Origin of the sequence: Thioalkalivibrio paradoxus ARh 1, assembly GCF_000227685.2 — a bacterium.
GTDB lineage: Bacteria > Pseudomonadota > Gammaproteobacteria > Ectothiorhodospirales > Ectothiorhodospiraceae > Thioalkalivibrio > Thioalkalivibrio paradoxus.
Genome location: NZ_CP007029.1, coordinates 1,946,008 through 1,966,727 on the forward strand (window position 1 = coordinate 1,946,008; position 20,720 = coordinate 1,966,727).

General features: G+C 68.1%; 14 protein-coding genes and 1 CRISPR repeat array. Of the genes, 6 read left to right on the forward strand and 8 right to left on the reverse strand.

Annotated elements, in window-relative coordinates; translation table 11 throughout:
• Positions 1–228 precede the first annotated feature (228 nt).
• The 5 genes from THITH_RS08910 (at position 229) to THITH_RS08930 (ending at position 11,298) form a co-directional block, all read left to right on the forward strand.
• Positions 229–2,721, forward strand: coding sequence for an EAL domain-containing protein (locus THITH_RS08910; protein WP_006747412.1), 2,493 nt, complete (start codon positions 229–231; stop codon positions 2,719–2,721).
• Between the two features lie 257 nt (positions 2,722–2,978).
• Positions 2,979–4,523 carry a TIGR02677 family protein gene (locus THITH_RS08915; protein WP_006747411.1) on the forward strand — a complete coding sequence of 515 codons (1,545 nt, stop codon included), beginning with the start codon at positions 2,979–2,981 and terminating at the stop codon, positions 4,521–4,523.
• Entirely contained in the window at positions 4,523–5,776 is a 1,254-nt protein-coding gene (locus tag THITH_RS08920; RefSeq protein WP_006747410.1) for a TIGR02678 family protein, read from the forward strand. Before THITH_RS08915 ends, THITH_RS08920 begins: the two co-directional genes overlap by 1 nt.
• A gap of 135 nt (positions 5,777–5,911) precedes the next feature.
• Positions 5,912–10,039, forward strand: coding sequence for a TIGR02680 family protein (locus THITH_RS08925; RefSeq protein ID WP_006747409.1), 4,128 nt, complete (start codon positions 5,912–5,914; stop codon positions 10,037–10,039).
• Positions 10,036–11,298, forward strand: a complete 1,263-nt coding sequence (locus THITH_RS08930; protein WP_006747408.1) for a TIGR02679 family protein — start codon at positions 10,036–10,038, stop codon at positions 11,296–11,298. Before THITH_RS08925 ends, THITH_RS08930 begins: the two co-directional genes overlap by 4 nt.
• A 111-nt stretch (positions 11,299–11,409) precedes the next feature.
• Here the strand turns inward: THITH_RS08930 and THITH_RS08935 are convergent, their stop codons facing one another.
• The 6 genes from THITH_RS08935 to cas6 form a co-directional block, all read right to left on the reverse strand.
• On the reverse strand, positions 11,410–12,324 hold the full coding sequence (locus THITH_RS08935) for a lipase family protein (RefSeq protein WP_006747407.1): 915 nt from the start codon (positions 12,322–12,324) through the stop codon (positions 11,410–11,412).
• A gap of 340 nt (positions 12,325–12,664) precedes the next feature.
• Positions 12,665–13,613: direct repeats of the CRISPR family, unit length 37 nt; unit sequence GTCTTAATCCCTTCTTCATCAGGGAAGTCGTTCTGAC.
• 122 nt (positions 13,614–13,735) lie between these two features.
• Positions 13,736–14,065 carry a CRISPR-associated endonuclease Cas2 gene (gene cas2 / locus THITH_RS08940; RefSeq protein ID WP_006747404.1) on the reverse strand — a complete coding sequence of 110 codons (330 nt, stop codon included), beginning with the start codon at positions 14,063–14,065 and terminating at the stop codon, positions 13,736–13,738.
• Complete coding sequence (locus THITH_RS08945; RefSeq protein WP_006747403.1) at positions 14,056–14,868, reverse strand: CRISPR-associated endonuclease Cas1; 813 nt, start codon at positions 14,866–14,868, stop codon at positions 14,056–14,058. Before THITH_RS08945 ends, cas2 begins: the two co-directional genes overlap by 10 nt.
• The gene (cas1, locus tag THITH_RS08950) at positions 14,865–15,854 is read right to left on the reverse strand and encodes a CRISPR-associated endonuclease Cas1 (protein ID WP_006747402.1); all 990 of its coding nucleotides are present in this window, start codon (positions 15,852–15,854) and stop codon (positions 14,865–14,867) included. The genes THITH_RS08945 and cas1 overlap by 4 nt, the downstream gene beginning before the upstream one ends.
• Positions 15,855–15,859: 5 nt before the next feature.
• Positions 15,860–16,144 (reverse strand): CRISPR-associated endonuclease Cas2, encoded by a 285-nt coding sequence (locus THITH_RS08955; RefSeq protein WP_006747401.1) that lies wholly within the window; start codon positions 16,142–16,144, stop codon positions 15,860–15,862.
• An 87-nt stretch (positions 16,145–16,231) separates the two neighbouring features.
• Positions 16,232–17,188, reverse strand: coding sequence for a CRISPR system precrRNA processing endoribonuclease RAMP protein Cas6 (gene cas6 / locus THITH_RS08960; protein WP_006747400.1), 957 nt, complete (start codon positions 17,186–17,188; stop codon positions 16,232–16,234).
• Between the two features lie 103 nt (positions 17,189–17,291).
• Between cas6 and THITH_RS08965 the strand changes: the two genes are divergently transcribed.
• Entirely contained in the window at positions 17,292–17,579 is a 288-nt protein-coding gene (locus THITH_RS08965) for a hypothetical protein (RefSeq protein WP_232222179.1), read from the forward strand.
• 93 nt (positions 17,580–17,672) lie between these two features.
• Here THITH_RS08965 and csx16 read toward each other — a convergent pair whose 3' ends face one another.
• Entirely contained in the window at positions 17,673–19,184 is a 1,512-nt protein-coding gene (gene csx16 / locus THITH_RS08970) for a CRISPR-associated protein Csx16 (RefSeq protein ID WP_006747398.1), read from the reverse strand.
• A gap of 181 nt (positions 19,185–19,365) precedes the next feature.
• A complete protein-coding gene (locus THITH_RS08975) occupies positions 19,366–20,571 on the reverse strand; it encodes a Card1-like endonuclease domain-containing protein (RefSeq protein WP_006747397.1) in 1,206 nt (401 codons plus the stop codon).
• Positions 20,572–20,720 lie beyond the last annotated feature (149 nt).

Sequence of the window (20,720 nt, forward strand, 5' to 3'; positions counted from 1 at the left end):
GGGTCTAAAATAGGGATAACGCACGGCATTGCCGGTACCGTTGCGTTGCACCGCCAGCTACGGTCGCCGCGGCGATCGGGAAACCCGCCAACGGCCTGTGCCTGGAGGCTGCCATCGGACCTCGCGTCCGATAGACTGCGGCACTTGGAGCCGGCGCGGGACCGTTGCGGATGCCCCAGCCTGTGACCACGGCCATGGCCGTGCCGCATTCCCAGGGAGGAGACACCGATGCAGGATTCCCATGGACACCCGCCACACCGCCGCAATCGCCCGCCCGGGCGCGACGAACCTGGTTCCCGATTCCAGTCGGTGCTGCCGCTGCAACTCGACGAATTGATCGAGCACTGGCACCTCACGCGTTCGCGGTCGTGCCCACTGCCCGATCTGAAAGAGCTGCGCGGCCTGACCAAGGTTCTGATCGGAAACCTGACGGGAAGCGACCTGACCCGCCTGTTCACGCTTGCCCGCCGGATCGACGAGCGCCTGGGCTTCTTCCTGAACAGCGGCGCGCAGCCCCAGCGCCACGAGCAGGAAACCATTGGCGGTCTGTTCTCGAACCTGCGCAGTACCATGGAGCAGGAGTTGCTGGAGCGGCGACAGCTGTCTCAGGGCCTCGAACCCGGCGAGGTCCGGCACACGACGTACAACGATGAGGCGCGCGACGACCGACTGCTCTACTTCCTCCGCCCCGAGCCTTCCCACTCCGAACAGCTCGTGCCCCAAATCGAATCCCGCGGCCTCTGTGTCCAGAGCCTACGGCATGTCGATCAGCTGCGCACCGCGCTATCGGAGCGGATCCCTGCCGGTGTACTGGTGCACGTTCCGGGCGACGGCACGCCGGCGGGCCCGATCGCCGCAATCCAAACGCTGCGGCATTCCGCGCACCCGGATACGCCCTGGGCATGGCTTCTCGACTGCGACGACCCCCGGGCTCGTCTGGAAGCTGTTCGAGGTGGTGCCGACGCATGCTTCTCGCGCCAAATGCCCGCTCCGGACGTTGTGGACCGACTGGTCGACCTGATCCATGGACACCGGCCGGAACCCTACAAGGTGCTTGTGATCGACCCGGATCCCGCCGAAGCCATCACGCTCTTCAGCACCGTTTGTGACGACGCGCCGTTGGAATTCCGATGCACTGCGGACCCGTTCCAGGCGCTGGAGTTCGCGGCCATCGAGCGGCCCGAGGCCATCGTGTCAGCGATGCGCTTCCCTGGCATGGACGGAATCGAGCTGAGCCGCCTGCTGCAGCAGGCAGACCCGAGTCTGCGGCCCCCGATTCTTCTGCGCGGAGACTCGCGGGCCATCGCGCTCGACCACGATCGCATCCATGCCGAAGGGCTGGAGCTCCTGGTCGACGGCGAGTCTCCGGAATGGGTCCTTCGGCGCGTATGCGACCAGGCACGCCGGTATCGGCGGGATGCAGCGAGACTGCAATCGATCTCGAAAATCGATCACCCCACAGGCTGGTACAGCCGCCACTACTTCGAAGCGCTGCTCGGGCAATGGCTGTTGGCGGAGGACAGCGGCTCCGAAATCCCTGCGCTGCTTTTCGCCGACCTGGATGCCGCTTTCGAGCAACCGGCGGGCGCCGGCAGAGGGGCTGTTCCACACCCCGCTGCGTTACCGCGGGAACTGGTAAAGCGGCTGTGGAAAATCCTGGGCCCGGAGGACATCGTCGGTCGGTACAGTGCCACGGGCCTGGCCATCCTGGCACGACGATCCGATGCCGGGCAGATCGAAATCCTCGCCGCTGCGGTGCGACAAGCCCTGGCCTGCCCCACGCCCGGTGACCTCGACGAGAGCCCCGCAGTCACTGCCGGCGTCGGTGTGGTGCCACTACAGGGGAGCAACGCGCAGGCGCTGATCAACGATGCCATCGAACTCGCCAGCCGCGCGCGCAACCAGAACGGGACCGGTATCCTGCTGGCAAGCGAGTTGGGGATGCCCGCGATCGAACCGGAGCAGCGTACCCAATGGACCCGGATCATCCACGGCGCGGTCAGCGACAAGCGGCTGTTCCTCGTTTATCAGCCGGTCGCAAGCCTCGTACCCGCAGACTCCGCCGAACGCTTCGAGGCGCTGCTGCGCATGCGCGACCCTTCAGGGCAAATCCTGCTGCCGGGGCAATTCGTCGGCATGGCCGAGCGCCTTGGCCTGATCCGTTTGATCGACCGTTGGGTACTCGCCGGCGCCGCGGCGATGCTGGCCCAGCACCAGGAAGCGCATCCCGAGGCAATGGTCTTCATGAAGGTCAGCGCCGGTTCGATCCTCGACCCCGGATTCGGTCCCTGGATCGGCGAAACGCTGCAGGGATGCCCGCCCCGCCCAGGCAGTCTCGTGCTGCAGATCCGCGAGGCCGATGCACGAACCTACCACGAAGCCGTACGGCTGCTGATCCGCCACCTGCGCCAGCTGCACATCCCGATCGTGATCGAGCATTTCGGCACGCGCGCGGATTCCATCCGGCTGCTGCGCGACCTCCGGCCCGATTTCGTGAAGCTGGACCGCAGTTTCACGCAGGAGCTGCACGCGCAGCCCGAACGGGTGCGTGCCCTCGACCACATCGTGCAACAGGCACGATCGCTGGGCGTGAAAACCATCGCTGCGTATGTCGAGGATGCCGGCAGCCTTGCAATCCTCTGGCAGCAGCACCCGGACCTGATCCAGGGCAACTTCCTGAAGCAACCCGACACCCTGCTCCTGCACGACATCGTTCTCTGAGGCCAATGCCGGAAAACCGAATACCGGATTGCGCCGGACGATCGCTCGTAGCCAAGACGCTATCACGGGCGCATGGTGGTTCCATGTGACCGTGATGGCAACGCAGCGGATAATCGAAACGACTGGCAAGACGGGTTCCGGTTTGACAGCAATGGCCTACTGAGCCCCAGCAGACCACTTCGGCCGGGCGCGGTCCGTTTCCCTCCGCGACGGCGCAATCGCTATGATGGCGGCCCGGATTCCAAGCCCGAAAGCGCATGTCCTACAGCACCTTCAGTCACCTGGTCGCCGACAAAGCCGCGTTGTACCGGCGCATCATGGCCGCCTTTGTCGACGCCAAGGCGCACTTCACCGTGCACCTGCGCCCGGAAGACGTGCGCGAGCGCACCGGCATCGACACGCTCGAGGACGTGCAGGCGGCGCTGGCACAACTGGTCGCCTGGGGCAACCTGGAGGCCGACCCGGACACCTCGCGCGTGACCAGCGTCGAGGAGTTCTACCGTGCCCGCTTCCTCTACCAACTCACGCGCGCCGGCGAGGCGGCCGAGCAGGCGCTGCAGGTGTTCGACCGCGAGCTGGGCCGCCGCGGCGCGCTGCAGGCGGTCGCGCTCGACGACATCCGCCTGCGCCTGCAATCGCTGCTCGAACTCTCGAGGCAGGCGCATCCCGACGCGACCCAGACGCAGTTACTGCTGCGCGACCTGACCCACGTATTCTCGGACCTCGCCGAAAACGCCCGCGCCTTCATGAGTGGGCTGTCGCGAACCCTGGAACTGCGCGGCGACGACCAGCAGGCGCTGATCGCGTACAAGGAGCGCCTGATCGGATACATCGAGCGCTTCATCGGCGACCTGGTGACCAGTTCCGCCGAAATCGCCGGCACCATCCGCGCACTCGACCGCGACGACGACGGTCGCCGCCCGATCACCCCGCTGCTGCGGCTGGCGGTCGAACGCGAACTCGACGACCTCGCCCCCGACCTGGCCGATCCGCTCGACATCGACGCGGCCCGGGACGCAGAGCGCCGGCGCGTGAACGCGCACTGGGAAGGCCACTGGGAAGGACTGAAGGCATGGTTCCTGGACCGGCCCGAGCGACGCTCTCAGGCCAGCCTGCTGCGTGCCCAGGCCCGGCGCTCGATCTCGCAGATGCTCGAGGCCGTGCAGCGGCTGAACGAACGCCGGCTCGGTCGCAGCGACCGCTCCGCCGACTTCCGCGCGCTGGCGCGCTGGTTCCTCGAATGCGAGAACGACGACCAGGCGCACCGGCTCTGGCGGGCCGCGTTCGGCCTCGGCCCGGCGCGGCACCTGGGCGTCGATGCGGAAACGCTGGCCCAGTGGCGCGCCGACCCGGTCCCGGCGAGCCAGCCCTGGCGCGATGCCCCGCCGCTGCGGATCAGCCCCCGGCTGCGCGCGACCGGCAGCTACCAGAAGCGCGGTGCGATGCCCCGGCTGCAGCGGCGCGACCGCGAGCGGGCGTTTCTCGCCCAGCAGATGTCCCGCGAGGCCGCCGAAACGCGCGCAGCCCGGGCCGCGCTCGCAACCGGCGAGATGCTGCGCCTGTCCGAACTCGACCGGCTCGACCCCGGCGCGTTCTCCCTGCTGCTGCAACTGCTCGGCGACGCGCTGAGCCACGCCGCGCACCCCGACCATGCGGTCGCCGCGACCACCGGCGACGGCAGCCTGCGCATCGAGATGGAGCCTCTGGGGGCCGACACCGAGGCGGCGATCCGCACCGAAGCGGGTACGCTGTCGGGCCGCGATTACCGGATTCGGATCACCGAACTCGAGGCGGCGCCCTGATGCCCGCCCTGCCCCAGCCGCTGCCCGATGTGCTCGAACGCGCCCGAGCCGAAGAGCGCCAGCGGGCATTGCGTGCGTTGCTGATGCAGCCACTGATGGACGCCCGCCATCCGGCGTTCGCGCTGGTGCGCCGGCACCAGGCGCCGCTGCGCGAATGGCTCGCCGCCGAAACCGGCTGGCACCTGCAGGTCGAGTCCGAGTTCGCCCGCCTGTACAAGAGGCCCGCGGAGCTGCGCGACGCGACCCGCGGTGCGGCCCTCGGCAGCGGAACCCAGACCACGCCGTTCAGCCGCCGGCGTTACGCGCTCCTGTGCCTGATCCTGGCCGATCTCGAACGCGGCGATCAGCAGATCACGCTGGCGCGCCTGGGCACCGGCCTGATTCAGGCCGCCGCCGACCCGGCGCTGGAAGCCGCCGGCCTGCGTTTTCGGCTGGACCATCAGGACGAGCGCCGCGACCTGGTCGCGACGGTGCGCCTGTTGCTGGACTACGGCGTACTGGCCCGCGTCGCCGGCGACGAGGAGGCCTTCGTGCGCGACCAGACCGGCAGCGACGCGCTCTACGACATCAACCGCCGCATGCTGGCCGCGCTGCTGGTCAGCGTGCGCGGCCCCTCGCTGGTCGAGATGGAGGGGCCGACGAGCGATCTCGAAAAGCGCCTGCAGGCCCTGACCGAATCCTTTGTGCCGGACACCCAGGAAGGGCGCAACCGCGCGCTGCGCCACGCACTGACCGCGCGCCTGCTCGACGACCCGGTGGTGTACTGGGACGAACTGCCGGACGACGCCCGCCAGTACCTCACCAGCCAGCGCGCGGCGATCACCCGGCGCATCGCCGACGCCACCGACCTGGTCCCGGAAATTCGTGCCGAGGGCGTCGCGATGGTCGACCCGGCCCAGAACCTGAGCGACCAGTCGCTGCCCAGCGAGGGGACCGAAGGCCACGTAACGCTGCTGATCGCGGCCCATCTGGCGGAGGCGCCGGAGGGCAGCCGTTTTACGCTCGACGCGCTCGCCGAGCGGGTCGCCCGCTGGCGCCCGCAATACCGCGGCTACTGGCGCCGCTCGGCACTCGCCGCCGGCTCCGAGCGGGCACTGGCTCGGCAGGCGGTCGAACAGCTCCGCCGTCTGCGCCTGGTCGCGCTCGGAGCCGACGAGCAGATCCACCCCCTGCCCGCACTCGCCCGCTTCGCGGTCGAGCCCGCGCGCAGCCCGCAGGGCAAGCCCCTCGCCGAGGCCGCCGATGCAAGCTGACGCCGCGCGCTTCCGCCCGACAACGCATCCCGCCCAGGTAGGGCGGAAGAGGCCGAAGGCCGTCATCCGCCATTCCCGGGCGAAGGAACGCACCCCGGCATCGGCATCGCCCCCCTGCCCCGCAGGCCTCCCGCGATGAGCGATCTCCCGCAACCGGGCAAGACGCGCTGGCAACCACTGCGCGCGGGGCTGATCGAACTCTTCTACTACGACCACGAGGAGTTCCGCTTCCACGACGGGCGCCTGTTGCTGCGCGGCAACAACGGCACCGGCAAGTCCAAGGTGATGGCGCTGACGCTGCCGTTCCTGCTCGACGGCCGACTGAGCCCCTCCCGGGTCGAACCCGACGGCGACGGCAGCAAGCGCATGGAGTGGAACCTGCTGATGGGCGAAACCGGCGAGCGCCAGGGCTACGCCTGGATCGAGTTCGGCCGCCAGGGCGACAACGGCCCCGAGTTCCTGACCCTCGGCTGCGGTCTGAAGGCGGTCGCCCAGCGCGGCGTGCGTTCCTGGTTCTTCATCACGCCGCAGCGTGTCGGCGACTCGCTGTTCCTGGTCGAGGATGGCCGCACGCTCAGTCGGGACCGGCTGATCCAGGCGCTCGGATCCAGCGGCCGCCCCTACGACCAGGCCACCGCCTACCGCTCGGCGGTCGACCAGCAGTTGTTTCAACTCGGCACCGAGCGCTACGAAGCGCTGCTCGACCTCTTGCTGCAGCTGCGCCAACCGCAACTGTCCAAGCGCCCGGACGAGTCGCGGCTGTCGAACGCGCTGACCGAAGCGCTGCCGCCTCTGGACTCCGCGGTGATCGCCGACGTCGCCGAGGCCTACCGCAACCTGGAGGCCGAGGCGGACGAAACCCGCGGGCTGGAAGAAGCCCATCACGCAGTCACCGAATTCCTGCACCACTACCGCCGCTACGCCGGCATCGCGGCCCGGCGCCGCGCCGGCGAAGTGCGCCGCCGCCATCGCGAGTACGAGGACACGCGCGCCCGGGTCGGCCACCAGCGCAAGACCCTGGACGCAGCCCGGGAGCGCGACGAAGCGCTGGAGGAACGCGAAACGCGGAACGAACGCGCGGTGCAGGAAGCCGAGCAACAACGCCAGACATTGCGCGACAGCCCGGCGATGCGTTCCGCCCAGGCCCTGCACGCGGCCGAGGACACCGCCCGCGAGCGCCGCGCGTTCGCCCAGTCGCGGGCCACGCTGCAGGCACAGACCGAACAGACCCGCCAGCGGCTCGAACAACAGGCGCAGGAGCAGGAAGCCGCGGCGGCGGAAACGGCGCACGAAGCCGCGACCACGCTGCAGGGGCTGGCCACCGCGGCAGAGGTCGGCGGCATCGCCGAGCCGCATGGCGCCGCACTCGCCCGGCTCGGCCTGCCGGATTCCCGCGACGTGCCGCTGGATCAGGTCGAGCGGCAATTGCAGAACCTGCACGACCGGCGCCGGGACTCGATCCGGCTGCTACAGCAGCACAACCGCGAACTCGCCGACGCCGAACGGCGCGTCGACTCGGCCCGCGAGCACTGGCAGCACCAGGTCGACGAACACGACCGCCTGACCCTGCGGCACCAGGACGCCCGCTCGGCCGCCGAAGCTGCGGCCGAGCGCCTGCTCGACGCCTGGCGCGACTGCCTCGCCGGCCTGCGCGAACTGCGCCTCGACGACACCGAAGAGACGCTCGCCGATCTCGCCGCCTGGCTGCGCGGCCTCGAGGGCGCGAATCCCGCCCAGCAGCAACTGGAAGCGCGCCGTGACCAGCGCGTTCGCGAGATCGCCGCCGAGCGCAGCCGGCATCAGCACGACACGATGCAGCAGGCGCTGGACGCACTGGAGGCCGAACGCCTGCACCTTGAAACCGGCGCCGAGATCGCGCCGCCCGTGCCGCATGTGCGCGACGACGCGCTGCGCATATCCCGGGCCGGCGCGCCGCTCTGGAAGCTCGTCGATTTCCACGCCGAAGTGCCCGACGAGACCCGCGCCGGGATCGAGGCCGCGCTGGAATCCGCCGGCCTGCTGGACGCCTGGATCCTGCCCGATGGCCAGTTGCTCGATCCCTACACCTGGGACACCTGGCTCGCCGCCGACCTCCCCATCCCGGAGCAATCCCTCGACCGCATCCTGCACCCCGCGGTCGACTGGCAGGATCCGGCGCAACAGCCGGTCGGGGCTGCCGAGGTCGCGGCGATTCTCGCCCGGATCGGCCTCGGCGAGCAGCCCGATCAGGCGCACTGGATCGGCGAGGACGGGCGCTGGCGGCTCGGACCGGCGCGCGGCGCCTGGGGCAAGGGCGAAGCGCAGTACATCGGCCACGCCGCCCGCGAAGCGGCACGCCAGGCGCGGCTCCGGCAGATCGCCAGCGAAGCGCAGGCCTGTCGCGACGCGATCGACGCCGCAATGCAAGCGCTGCAACGCCTGGACCAGCGCGAGCGCCGGCTCCGCGAGGAATGGCGGACACAGCCCGAGGACGGCCCGCTGCGCACCGCCTATGCCGAGGAAGCCTCTGCGCTGCGCACGCTGGAGAGCCAGACCGAACGCACCGAGGCAGCGCGCAGGGCGCTCGAGGCGCGCAGCCACGAAGCCGCCGAGCAGCGCCAGCAGCGCGACGAACTGGCCGCCGACCTGGCGCTTCCGAGCGCCGACGAGCCACTCGCCGCGGTAGCCCGGGCGGTCGAAACCTATGGCGCGGGCATTCGCGAACTGACCCGGGCGCTGCGCGACCAGCGCCGGGAACAACTCCGGCTCGAACGCATGCTGCAGGACCTGGAACAAGCCCGGGCCGAAGCGCAACAGGCCACCGCCGACGCCGCCACCGCCGAGAGCAACGCCCGCAATGCGGAAACCCAGCGCGATACGCTGCGCGAGACCATCGGCGCCGATGTCGCGGAACTCGAGCAGCGGCTCGCCGAGGTCGAACGGCGCCAGGCCGCGTTGAAGTCGGAACGCCAGTCACTCGGCCAGGAGCGCACTCGGATCGCCCGCGAGATCGGCCGCCTCGAGGCCGACATCTCGAACGGCGAGCAGCAACTGGTGGCGATCGGCGACCAACGCGCGGTGGCAATCACGCGCCTGCGCGAACTCGCCGATGCCGGGCTGGTGCCAATGGCCACCGCCGACCGGGTAACCGTCGACCCGGAACTGTCGTGGGCGCCGGAACCGGCGGTGCTGCTCAGCCGGCGCATGGAACAGGCACTGGCCGAGGTCGACGAAAGCGACACCGCATGGCAACGCCACCAAAAGGGCCTGCACCAGCATTTCGCGGTGCTCCAGGGCGCGCTCGGCCGTCACGGCCACGATGCGCACATCGAGCAACAGGACGACCTGCTGCTGGTGCGCATCATCTTCCAGGGCCGCCACCACGGCCCGGACGCGCTCGCCGCGCAACTGGCACGCGAGATCGAACGCCGCCGCGAGCTGCTGACCGCGCGCGAGCGCGAACTGGTCGAGAACTACCTGCTCGACGAAGTCGCGAGCCATCTGCAGCTGCGGCTGATGGAAACCGAACGGCAGGTCCGGCAGATCAACGACGAACTCGCCGAACGCCCGACCAGCACCGGCATGCGCCTGCGCATCCAGTGGCAACCGCTCGCCGAAGGCCAGCAGGCCGCGGGCCTGACCGCACCGGCCGGGCTCGACATCACCCGCAACCGGCTGCTGCGCCAGAGCATGGACGCCTGGTCCGCCGACGACCGACGCGCAGTGGGCGAGTTCATCCAGGGCCGGATCCGCGAGGCACGCGAAACCGATAGCGCCGGCGCCCTCACGGACGTGCTGGAACGCGCGCTGGACTATCGGCACTGGCATCGCTTCGTCGTCGAACGCTGGCAGAACGGCCGCTGGCGACCCGCCTACGGCCCGGCCTCCGGTGGCGAACGCGCGCTGGTGATCACCCTGCCCCTGTTTGCCGCCGCCGCCAGCCATTACGAGAGCGCCCAGCCTGCCGCCCCGCGGCTGATCATGCTCGACGAGGTCTTTGCCGGCGTCGACGACGACGCGCGCGCCAAGAGCATGGGCCTGCTCGCGCAGTTCGATCTCGACGCGATGATGACCTCCGAACGCGAGTGGGGCTGCTACCCCGAGGTGCCCGGGCTTGCGATCGCGCAACTGATCCGGCGCGAGGGCATCGACGCGGTCTACGTTTCGCGCTGGCGCTGGGACGGCGCCCACCGGATCCGCGAATCCGACCCGCAGACGCCGATGGAAGCCACCGCCGGACCGGAGAAGGCCGCGGAGGGGCCCGCCACCGAGGAGCTGTTTTGAGCCTCGACCGCGAGCGCCTGCAGCGGCTCCTGGGCGGCCCTGGTACCGAACGCCTCCGCCGGCGTCTGCGCGAACGCCTCGGGCGCGGCGGCGGCGACACGCTGACGCTCACCCGCAGCACCCCGGAAGAACGCGCGGCGGTCGAGCGGCTGCTCGGCCGTGCGCCACGCAGCGGCAGCAGCCTGCGCGTGTCGCTGCCGGAAATCGACGCGACGCTGGCACGCGCCGGAATCGCGCCCGGCCTGCGCGCGGCGCTGGAGGCGCTCGACGGCCCGATCCGCGACCAGCAGGCGGAACAGCAGGCCGAAACCCGGCGCTGGCAGGCACTGTTCGAAGCGGTGCGCGAGCGCGCCGCGCCTCTCGGGCTGGAAGCCTGGCTCGACGAACTCGCGGCGCGCGGACTGCTGAAGCGGCTGGCGCGACGGGATCCGGCGCGCGCCGCCGCGCTGCTCGACCAGAGTCTCACGGTACTCGAAGCGCTCCCCGATCCGGGCCTGAACCGCAGTACCCTCGCCGCCCGCTGTCTCGGCGACGCGCATGGTCTCGACCCGGGCCAGCCCGCCGCCGCACTGGTACGCCGGGCGCTGCACCGCCACTGGCGCGGCGGCATCGGCGACGACCGGCCCGACGAGCGCACGATCTGGGCGCATGCCGGCATCCTGGTCGGCGGCGACATCACCAGCACCGTGCTGGTCTACCAACTGCCGGTGCAGGGCGACACCCCCGGCTCGCGGATGCTGCGGATTCAGAATCAGGTCGGCGAGCCGGCCTACCTCACGCTGCGCCAGCTGCTGCGGCACCCGCCGCGCTGGGATTGCGCGGACCGCGACGTGTTCGTCTGCGAGAACCCCACCGTGGTCGCGGAAGCGGCGGAACGCCTGGGCACCGAATGCGCCCCGCTGATCAGCACCGGCGGCCGACCCGGTGCCGCGGTGTGGCTGCTGCTGGAACAATTGCGCGACGCCGGCGCGCGCCTGCAGTACCGCGCCGATTTCGACTGGGCGGGATTGTCGATCATGAACAGTGTGCTCGCGCGCTTCGAGGCGCGCCCCTGGCGCATGGATGCCGCGACGCTGCAGCGCCACGCGGAGGTTCCCGGCCCGCCCCTGGAGGGGCCGGCCGCGGCCGCTCCGTGGGACCCCGACCTCGCCCCCACGCTCGCCGCCCGCGGCACCGCACTCCACGAGGAGCGGCTCCTGGACGAGCTGCTGGCAGACCTTTCTCGATCTCCGGCGAACGCCTGCGCAGTATCCCCCTGATTCCGACGCCGCGGGCGGAGCCTCGAGCCGTCGACCGGCTGCAAAATGCCGCGCGGTTCACCATTGCGGCGGCGCACTCGAAAGGCGCCCGCGGTTGTGCTTGCGCGGCCGCTACGGCACCGGCGGCGCACCGAGCAGCTGCAGGTAGGTGGCGGGCGCATGCTGCAGTCCGGCCTCGTCGAACCAGCTATCACGGTTGCGAACCCTGCCCTCGAGTGCGATTCCCTGCCCCGGCTGCAGGTACCGATCCCCGAGTACCGTCAGCAGTTCACGCATCGCGACGACCAGCGGACGCAGACCAGCGGGCAGCTTCGGCGCCCCCGGGAACGAATCCTCGATCCGCGCAAACGTCTGCCAGGCATGCGGCACTAGATCGATCGTGTTATAGAATCGCCCGGCACTAGCCGCGAACTCGTCCTCCATCCACTTCGCGAACGCCGGATTGCCCGCGGTGGGGGCCCCAAAGGTCACCGGCCAAAACTGCAGCGATCTATCCCCGATGTGCTGCTGCAAATAGCCGGCCAGCATATACGCCAGCGTCCCGCCAACGCCGTGCCCGACCACCGGAACCACCCCGGGAAACGGCTGCTGCGCAGCCAGGTACTCGACCAGCGTGGTTTCAGGGGTTGTTCGTTCGTCCACCAGGCTCAACAGGCTGGTCAAGCCATCGAGCGAACCCCAGGACACGTAGGCCCCGCGCGGCCCATCGCCGTAGAGCCATGGGGACAGCCCCAGGGTGTTCAGGTCTTGCTCGAACCAGTCGATCCAGAACTCTTCGGTCTGCGGGCTGGCCGCCGAGCCCCGAATCGAGATCGCGATCTGCCCCGTCAGATCGTCGCGCGCAACGAACATCTGGCATCCATCGCCCCAGACCCGCCATTCGAGCGCCCAACGCCCCTGCGTCGCCAGATCCGGGTTTGCCAGCGCGTCCGCGACACGATCCAGGGGCTTGTACGCGATCGTGGCCAGCGTCATTCCGACACGGCCCGCGGTACCAGCGTCGTCCATCCGGATCATGGGCTTCATCAAACACTCCCTGTCGGTTCCGGGGATCCGAAATCTCTTCTACGCGCCCATGTTCCGACCGACGCGACACCCCGTCAAGCCGTGTGATTCCCCACCTCGCCAGCGTCGTTCGCCCGGAAGCAAGGGGATCTCACCGGAGGCGGTCACCCCGATGATGAGAGGGACGCGGGGCGGAAAAGGCCGAAGGCCGTCATCCGCCATCCAGCGCTGAGGCCGCCGCCAGCGCCCGGGCAGCACGAACGCCGCACGGCGGATGACGCTGCGCTCTTCCACCCTACGGGCTACTTCATCAGGGAGGTCGTTCTGACGCGGTGCCCCCGCACACTACCCATGCCACAACGTCTTAATCCCTTCTTCATCAGGGAAGTCGTTCTGACCAGCAGCCTCCGCGCTTTCGTCGTCCGCGACGCCGTCTTAATCCCTTCTTCATCAGGGAAGTCGTTCTGACATTGGCGGCGCACGAAGGAATGGATTGCCAAGGTCTTAATCCCTTCTTCATCAGGGAAGTCGTTCTGACGTCGGTGCCGAGAAAGCCGCCACGGCTGCGGGAGTCTTAATCCCTTCTTCATCAGGGAAGTCGTTCTGACAACGGTCTGGGAGCTCATGCCTGAGTACTCCTAGGTCTTAATCCCTTCTTCATCAGGGAAGTCGTTCTGACTCAACGGCACCGAGTACACCATCGGATTCAGTCGTCTTAATCCCTTCTTCATCAGGGAAGTCGTTCTGACGCGTGCGACCGACCCACCGGTGGCACTAATGGAGTCTTAATCCCTTCTTCATCAGGGAAGTCGTTCTGACCTGGGATGACAGCAAAGCGGCCTGCGATAACAAAGTCTTAATCCCTTCTTCATCAGGGAAGTCGTTCTGACTCAGGTGGACGCGGTACGCGATGGCTCGAAGGGTCTTAATCCCTTCTTCATCAGGGAAGTCGTTCTGACTCGAGCGCCTGGAAAACCTGCTCGCACCCGACATGTCTTAATCCCTTCTTCATCAGGGAAGTCGTTCTGACCTCAGATGATCGCGAATGAGGAGTGGGGCTAGTGTCTTAATCCCTTCTTCATCAGGGAAGTCGTTCTGACCATTTGGGAGGTGTGGCATGACAACCACTGAAGTCTTAATCCCTTCTTCATCAGGGAAGTCGTTCTGACACAAGCGGTCCTACACCCTTGCGGCCCTTGCGGTGTCTTAATCCCTTCTTCATCAGGGAAGTCGTTCTGACAAGGCGACCAGCGCCAAGGCGACCAGCGCCAAGGTCTTAATCCCTTCTTCATCAGGGAAGTCGTTCTGACTGCATGGCCTGAAAACACCTTTTAGAACAACCACTTGCAGATGGGGTTCGCGGGTTTCGGGGGCGGTGGCAGACTGATGCATTTCTTGACGGCGATTCGGGCACGTTCCGGGCAATCTTAGCTCACTCGGCCAGCGCCTGCAGCAAGGTGACCAGGCCCGGGTTCTCGTGGGAGTGAAGCAACGCGCCGTCCGGAAGCGCGCCGCGGCCGAGCGTGTCGACCTGGGCGGGGTTTGGAATCGGATAGGCCCGCACGTCGTCTTCGCGGTGGTCGATGCGACCCGCGATGTCGTGCAAACAGCGCGCGAGCTGGGCGCTGCTGCCCTCGTAGTAGAACACCGAGTATTGCACCGGCTGGGCAAACCGCTTCAGGAAGCGATGCAGCCGGATCAGCCGCCGCGGGTCGGCGATGTCGTAGCAGATAAGCCACGCGCGCGGTGCGTTCAGTGCCACGATCCAAGCTCCGTGCGCAGGTGGCGCTTCAAGTCGCCGAGATGCTGCAGCAGTCGGTTCTGGTTTCGCTGCGCCCAGTTCTCGAAGAACAGCAGCGACGCGGCCCCCGTTTCGACCTGCTCGGCCAGGGTGCCACAGTGCAGGTTGAGGTCGGCCCAGAACAGGCCGGCGATGTCGTCCGCGAGATCCATCGAGGTTCCGTCGAACCCCCAGTACTGGATATCGACGCCCTCGGCCAGCAGGCGCTGAACAGTCACGCTGGCGCACCAGGCCCGGGCCTCCGGCACGAAATGATCGGCAAGCCTGCCCTGGTATACGAACTGCCGCTTGAGATCGTTGAACAGGCGAACCGGAACCCGCAGCCCGGGGCCGATGCTGCCCGCCCAGTGCGCGAGCACGTTCATGCGGCGGCTGCGCAGCCAGTTGCGGTAGCGCCGACGCCAGCTCGGCAACTGCACATACAGGAGCAGCGCATCGTGAATCGGCCCGGTCACCATCTGGCTGGGGAAAGCGTTGCCAGCCGCCGCGCCGCGGGAGTCGACCCAGGTCACGGGAATGCCCCGTGCGAGGCAGGCACACAGCGCGCCGCCATCCCAGCGGGTCTTGTCCCCGCACACGATGCGTTGCACGCGCCGTAGCGGCAGCACGCGGACGGCTCGATGCGACCCGACAATGCGCAGGCTTTCGCCCCGGACACCGATTTCCCGCGATTCGCCGTCCAGCAGATACAAGGGCTTGGGCGGGACTTCCGAGCGTCGCGCAGGCATCTGACGAGCCGGCTGGCCGCAGGTCGCAGTTCTCATGTCTCGCCCGCCTCGTCGTCCCCGTCCGGATCCAGAAACGTCTCGCCCTGCTCCCGGAAATCCCGCGCCAGTTGCCCGCAGCGCAGGCGCAACCAGCGCCGGTGCGTGCGCGCGAAGGGCTCCCAGCGGCCGTAGAAGCGCGCCCGACCGGCCTTGTTCAGCAAACAGGCTTCGTGGTCCCAGTTGAAGTCGTGCGCACGGAGCACTTCGGCTCGGAAGAGATCCCAGACCCACGCGTCGACCACGGGACGAAGCGGCTCGATCAAGTCACTGGCGAGCGACTCTCGGCCGAAGCTCGGGCGATGGTAGAACCCGATCAGCGGGTCGAGCCCGGCGGCATGGGCCGCGCGCACCGCATCGAAATGCAGCAGCGTGTAGCCCAGCGACAGGCAGGCGTTCGCCGGGTCGCGCGGAGGCCGCCGGTTGCGACCGCGGAAACCCACCGCGGGCGGAAACACCGCTCCGAGGCCGGCGAAATAGGCTCTCGCCGCCGCACCTTCCAGGCCGCGCAGCCGGCCGATGTCGCGGCTGCCGTCGGTGAGCTGGGCACGAATGCGGGCCAGCGTCTCGCGCGCATCGAACAGCGCCTTGCGCGCATCCGGGCGCTGCCGTTCGCATTGGATCAGCAGCCTGTACTGGCGGCGCAGCTTCGCGGCCACCAGGTCGCGGGCCCAGCGGGCGCAGTAGTCCGCGTCGCGGATGCGCAGGGTCTGGGCGATGCGCACCGCCGCATCGTTGTGCCGAGGCCCGAGCATCAGCGCAACCTGGCGGCTGCTTCTTGCGCCCATGAACACGGTGGCGGTGCCCGACTCGGCGAGCTTGAGCAGCACACCCGATTCGAACCGGGTCTGGCGCCCCTGCACCACCACGCGCTCGAGCAGACTCAGGGGCACGGTGCCCCGGCGCCGGCCGCCCTCGTACACCGCCAGGGCGTTGCCGTCGGTACGCAGTTCCAGTTGCGCGCGGTCGAGAAACAGAGTTGCCATCGCGGTCAGCCCAGATAGAAGAGATCGGGGTCGGAGGGTGCCTGGGCCTTGCCGAGGGTGTACACCCGCGCTCGCGGATCCAGGCGCAACAGCAGAAACCGGTCTTCCTCCTCGTCGAGGATCATCGCCATGTCGTGCAGCAGATCGCCGCGCTCGGCCGGGGTCAGGAACACCTCGTGCACGGATTTCTGGCCACCGGTCGCGTACGCGCGCACCAGCTTCAGCGCTGCCGCGAGACGGCTCGGCCGGGAAACATCGTAGGCGGCAAGGAAGAAGTCGCGCTCGCTCATGGCGGCCCCACGTTGCTGACTGAGCGCCAGTATCGCGCGGCGGCGGCCACCGAGCGCGGCCGGCAAGCTTGCGGAAGAACGAACGGATCAGGACGGGATGCGCTGCAGGCGGCCCTGCCCCATGCTGGTGCCGGCACCGGCATGTACAAACTGCCCCAGCCACAGATAGGGCCAGAACGGCGCGATCCGCTCGGTCGGGAGTTCGATCGTGCCCAGCAGGCCATCCATCGCCACTTCCGTTTTCTGCCGCGACGAGAACCGGTTCCAGCTGCGCCATGTGAGTTGGGAATCCAGCAGCGGCACCGCCCGCGCCGCGGTCGTCAGGCCCGCGAAATCGGTCTCCAGCGGATGGTCGGCATGAAAATAGGTGAGCATCGACACTCGGCGCAGCAGGCTGGAGAACAGGTCCGAGAAGCGGAAGGTGTCCGGCCGCACCGGCCGGCCCTCCCGGCGCAGGCGCAAGGGTGTCCGCAACTCGACCCTCAGCCGGTCACCGGTCGACGGCGGGATCGGCAAAGCGTCTACCGGAAGGAGTTCGACCGGCTGCCCGGGCTCGTAGACGCGTTGCCAGGTGTCCGCGCCCGGCCGGACTTCCCGTTCCGCGCCCTCCAGTTCCATGCGCGTGCGGCCCTTGCCGATGCCCGCCAGCCCGGCACGCTCGAACGCGTGCAGCAGGTACGGCAGGTGACGATTGCCGTGCCCGATCAGGGTCAGATCGAGGACATACGACTCGCCCAAGCCCACCCGTTCCACCCCGACCGCTGGATTCAGCACGAACGGATGCGGCACCGAAGGGTACTTGCGCATCTTCTCCGCGTTCTGGGGTGGCGGGGTCTCGAACAGGTAGGCATGCGCACAGACATGCACCAGCGCGCAGGCTGCGCAGCGCGGCAACTGGGTGACGCAGACCAGACGCTTCAGCGCATGGCCCAGCGCACCGCGCCAGGTCGAGCCGGCAAAGTAAGGAAGCCGAACCTCGCCGCCGGCGCGAAAGTGCAGGCGGTAGCGGGCGAGAGGGAGATGGGGTTCAGCACTCGGTGTCATCGCGCATCCTTTCGTGTTTTCCGGGTTCGGCGCTGCTCGCGTTGCCGTGGTTCCGCTGGCACGACTGCTCCGCAGCCGATACGAAATATTGATCGGGGAGTCGGTGGTCCGGGAGTACCTGCGCATCGCGCAGTCCAAGTTCGGCGCAACTCCGGCAAGTTTGGAATTTTCCCTTGAAGTACTGCGACGGTTGAGGATTGTTCCCGATGGCACCGAAGCTTTCCCTTCGATCGGAGATCCGGATGACCGGCCGATCGTCGGCTCCACGCTGGTAGCCGAAGCGGAACTGTTCGTCACTGGCGACCAGCTGTTGCTGGACCTGAAGAATCTGGGGGGCATGCCGATCGTCTCACCAAGGGAATGCTGGGAGCGGCTGTTGCTGGCCAGCTGACACGCGACGCCTTCGGGCATGGGCCGCGCCGTGCCGAAACCGGTGTGTTGGCGGGGATCGACGTGCAACATGCCAGCCGGCTCGCGGCCCCCGTTAGTCCACGCACCGCGCGGTGAACGTTTCCAGTCGGGCGCGGCAGGCGCGGAGCTCGTCCGCCGTGAGTTCGCGCCCGCGGAATTCGGCAGGAAGATCCAATGTCAGATGGCGGTAGCGGCCGCCGCGCTCGCAGACCTGGGCGATCAGTTGGACCGGTAACGTTCCGATCACGGTATCCCCCCACTGTATCCGGGCGGTGTCCAGATGGTGCACAAACTCATCGACGGGAATGCTCTCCTGCTCGGCCCATTCCGCGGCGCCCGGGTGCCGTGTCACAAAGTAGGTGCGTCCTTCGTGCCCTGGCTTTGACGGGGCATCGCCGGCGTCCTTTGTCTGTTGCACCAGCCGGGTGACACTCTCCTTCAGCACTTCGGCCGACAATGGCTGCGTTCGAAACCCACAGTGTTCGATGTCGTTGCGGACTTCAGCAATGGACTTCGCGTCCGGGTCCGCCTTGGTCCAACTGTTATCCAGCTCGAGGCGAGCCGCCTGCGAGAAGCTCGGGGAATTGACCTCGACAGCCGATGGGTCGCCCGCGTATCGGCACACCGCAGCCTCGCGGACCACTGCGGCCGCTTCCGGGAGGCGGCCGAACGCCAAGTACTGCCGTGCCAGCGCGGTCATCGCCTGCTGCCCCTGCTCCGACGCTAGCCTGGGCGCAGCAAGTGGGCGAGCCAGTTCGACGATCTGGTCGAGGATCCCCGACAACGGCGGAAGGTTGCGATCGACCTCCGCCCGCATCTGATCCACCGCGGCCATGAGTTGGTCCGCAGTGCCCCGCGCCTTGCCCTTCCTCCTCGTGTCCTGCTCGTAGCCCGTAATCAGGCTGGCCACCCGAACGGCCGCGAGGTCGTCCGCGAATGCCTTCAAGGCCGTGGCCAGCTTGCCGAACCTCGGCCAATCGCGCTTGCCGGCCGCCCGCTGACGCGCGCGCTGGCGCCCCTCCTGCCGGCGTGATAGCGCGACGACGGGATCCGCAACACCGGTCTGCAGGAACAAGCCCAACGCCTGCGACCAGTCGAGCAGTTCCAGGAACAGGGTCATGTCCCAGACAGGGGATTCCGGCTCATCCTTTCGGTATTCGCCGTACAGCAGGCGGATGTCGGGCCCCTGCTGGCCCGAGGCGCGCAAGACCGACAAGACGGCGCCGGCAAAGAACGGCTGGGTGCGAAAGCCATGGGTAATATCCAACAAGAGGGCATCTTCCGCCCGCATTGCACAAACGTCGCGCAACACCCGAAACTGCTCCCAGAGATCCTCCTCGGTGCGACCGTCCGGGAGAGCTCTTCGGCAGACCGCTTTACCATGCGCGTCCAGGGAACGCTCGAGAGGCCTCCCATGCCGCCGCCATGCGTCGTCCGTGGCGAGCAGCGACACCTCGTCGACGTTGCCGAGCACCGCGAGCGCCTCGGCGACGTACGCGGTCTCGAGGCTCCCGAACTCCGGCCATGCGTATCGGGTGGGTGCGTAGTCACCCGTCCCAAGGAACGAAACCAGCCGACGCGTCATGACTCACTCCCCGGCGCAGGCCGCGGCGCCCCGGACACCGGCCGTGCCGCCACTCGTATCCAGCCACCGCTCGGCCCGGTGGGCGGATCCCCATCGGCACACGGGAACGCGACATCGTCCGGCGAGGGCTGGCCAAACGCTGTCCGGCGAAGGAACCGGAACCCGAGCATGAGGTATCCCATCACGCGCAACCCCCTTGCAAATGACCCATCCATTGCTTGACGCGTTGCTGCAGTTTCGGCAGCTCCAACGGGCCAATGACCTCGAATCGGGCCTGCCGGGCGCGATCCCGTAACACATCGCTGGGAGTGCGCGCAGTCACCAGCCAGGTCTGGCCGAACAGTCCGCGGGTGTCGCGGCCCAGGCTCTCGACCTTGTAGGCGATTTCGTTGTCGTTCTGTCCGGAGTCGAACTTGAGCGTCTTGCATTCGATGAACAGGAGCTGGTTGCGGTGGCAGGCCATCACGTCGAACTCGTTGCGCGCCTGCTCGGCGCCGTCCCAGACTCCGCGTACGCCGGCCCGACAATCGGCCACCCCGGCATCGCGCACGATGTGCCACGCATACTCTTCCAGCCAGCCGCCGTTGACGAAACGGACGGCCTCCCGGTTGAGGAACTCGATTTCGCAGTCGCCATCCCAGCGCAATAGCCCGACCGTGCAAAGCTGCTGCAGGGCGTCGCGCCAGATCCCCCGCGGGCTACGGCGAAAGTGCTGCACCGGATGCGCGTCCCGCATTGCATCAGCGGACTCGCGACGCTGATCCGGGAGAAACACGCTGGCGGCCAGCGCGTTGAGAACCCCGATCAATTCTTCGAGCTTCGAGGCGTTACGCCCGAGAAACTTGGTCGCAGGCTTCCGTGCCTCGGCACCCGCCGCCCACGACGGCCCCTGATCATCCGTTGTCTGCAAGCGAAATCCCTGCGCCGCCAGATACTGCTGCACATCGAGGACATCGGCCATCGGCATTGGCGGGGGGTTCTCGTCCGAGGATTCGTCGTGCACCACTTCCAGCCGAGCCTGCGCGGTGTTCGTGTAGATGATGCGCTTCGAGACGTTGCGGAACGCCTCGACCATCCCGAGCATCATCAGCTTGGTGCCGCCGGTGGCGTTGAGCGTGATCGCTGCCTCCGGATGCTGGTCCTGCAGCGTCTCGGCCAGATCCCAGGCGAATCTGCGGATCGCATCCAGAGGCCCTTCTGGGATATCGCGATTCCAAACATGCGCCGACACGCCGTGTCTTGCCAGAACCGATTTCTGCCGTTTGCCCTGCTCTCGCTGGCGCATGGATTCCGAACACACGAGCACCACCCGCTCCGGGCGGTCCATCAGCGCCGGAATCAGATTGGCAAGCACCTGATCGGAAACGATCGCAACCTGGATTTCCATCAATCCTCCCTGTCCCGACAACCGCCGTTCATGTCCGTCCGGGGCGGCGCGCCCACGGCCCTCGCCGCTCCATCCACTACGCGCACAGTGGACCCGCTGGCCAAGGTTGCCGCAGCATTCGAACGCCACTGCGAAAAGCGAGGCGATCC

Excerpts from the sequence above, each read along its gene's own strand:
- cas6 (WP_006747400.1), bottom strand. The coding sequence starts at position 17,188 with ATGACACCGAGTGCTGAACCCCATCTCCCTCTCGCCCGCTACCGCCTG.
- cas1 (WP_006747402.1), bottom strand. The coding sequence starts at position 15,854 with ATGGCAACTCTGTTTCTCGACCGCGCGCAACTGGAACTGCGTACCGAC.
- THITH_RS08975 (WP_006747397.1), bottom strand. The coding sequence starts at position 20,571 with ATGGAAATCCAGGTTGCGATCGTTTCCGATCAGGTGCTTGCCAATCTG.
- csx16 (WP_006747398.1), bottom strand. The coding sequence starts at position 19,184 with ATGACGCGTCGGCTGGTTTCGTTCCTTGGGACGGGTGACTACGCACCC.
- THITH_RS08945 (WP_006747403.1), bottom strand. The coding sequence starts at position 14,868 with ATGAGAACTGCGACCTGCGGCCAGCCGGCTCGTCAGATGCCTGCGCGA.
- THITH_RS08920 (WP_006747410.1), top strand. The coding sequence starts at position 4,523 with ATGCCCGCCCTGCCCCAGCCGCTGCCCGATGTGCTCGAACGCGCCCGA.
- THITH_RS08955 (WP_006747401.1), bottom strand. The coding sequence starts at position 16,144 with ATGAGCGAGCGCGACTTCTTCCTTGCCGCCTACGATGTTTCCCGGCCG.
- THITH_RS08910 (WP_006747412.1), top strand. The coding sequence starts at position 229 with ATGCAGGATTCCCATGGACACCCGCCACACCGCCGCAATCGCCCGCCC.
- THITH_RS08925 (WP_006747409.1), top strand. The coding sequence starts at position 5,912 with ATGAGCGATCTCCCGCAACCGGGCAAGACGCGCTGGCAACCACTGCGC.
- THITH_RS08935 (WP_006747407.1), bottom strand. The coding sequence starts at position 12,324 with ATGAAGCCCATGATCCGGATGGACGACGCTGGTACCGCGGGCCGTGTC.
- THITH_RS08915 (WP_006747411.1), top strand. The coding sequence starts at position 2,979 with ATGTCCTACAGCACCTTCAGTCACCTGGTCGCCGACAAAGCCGCGTTG.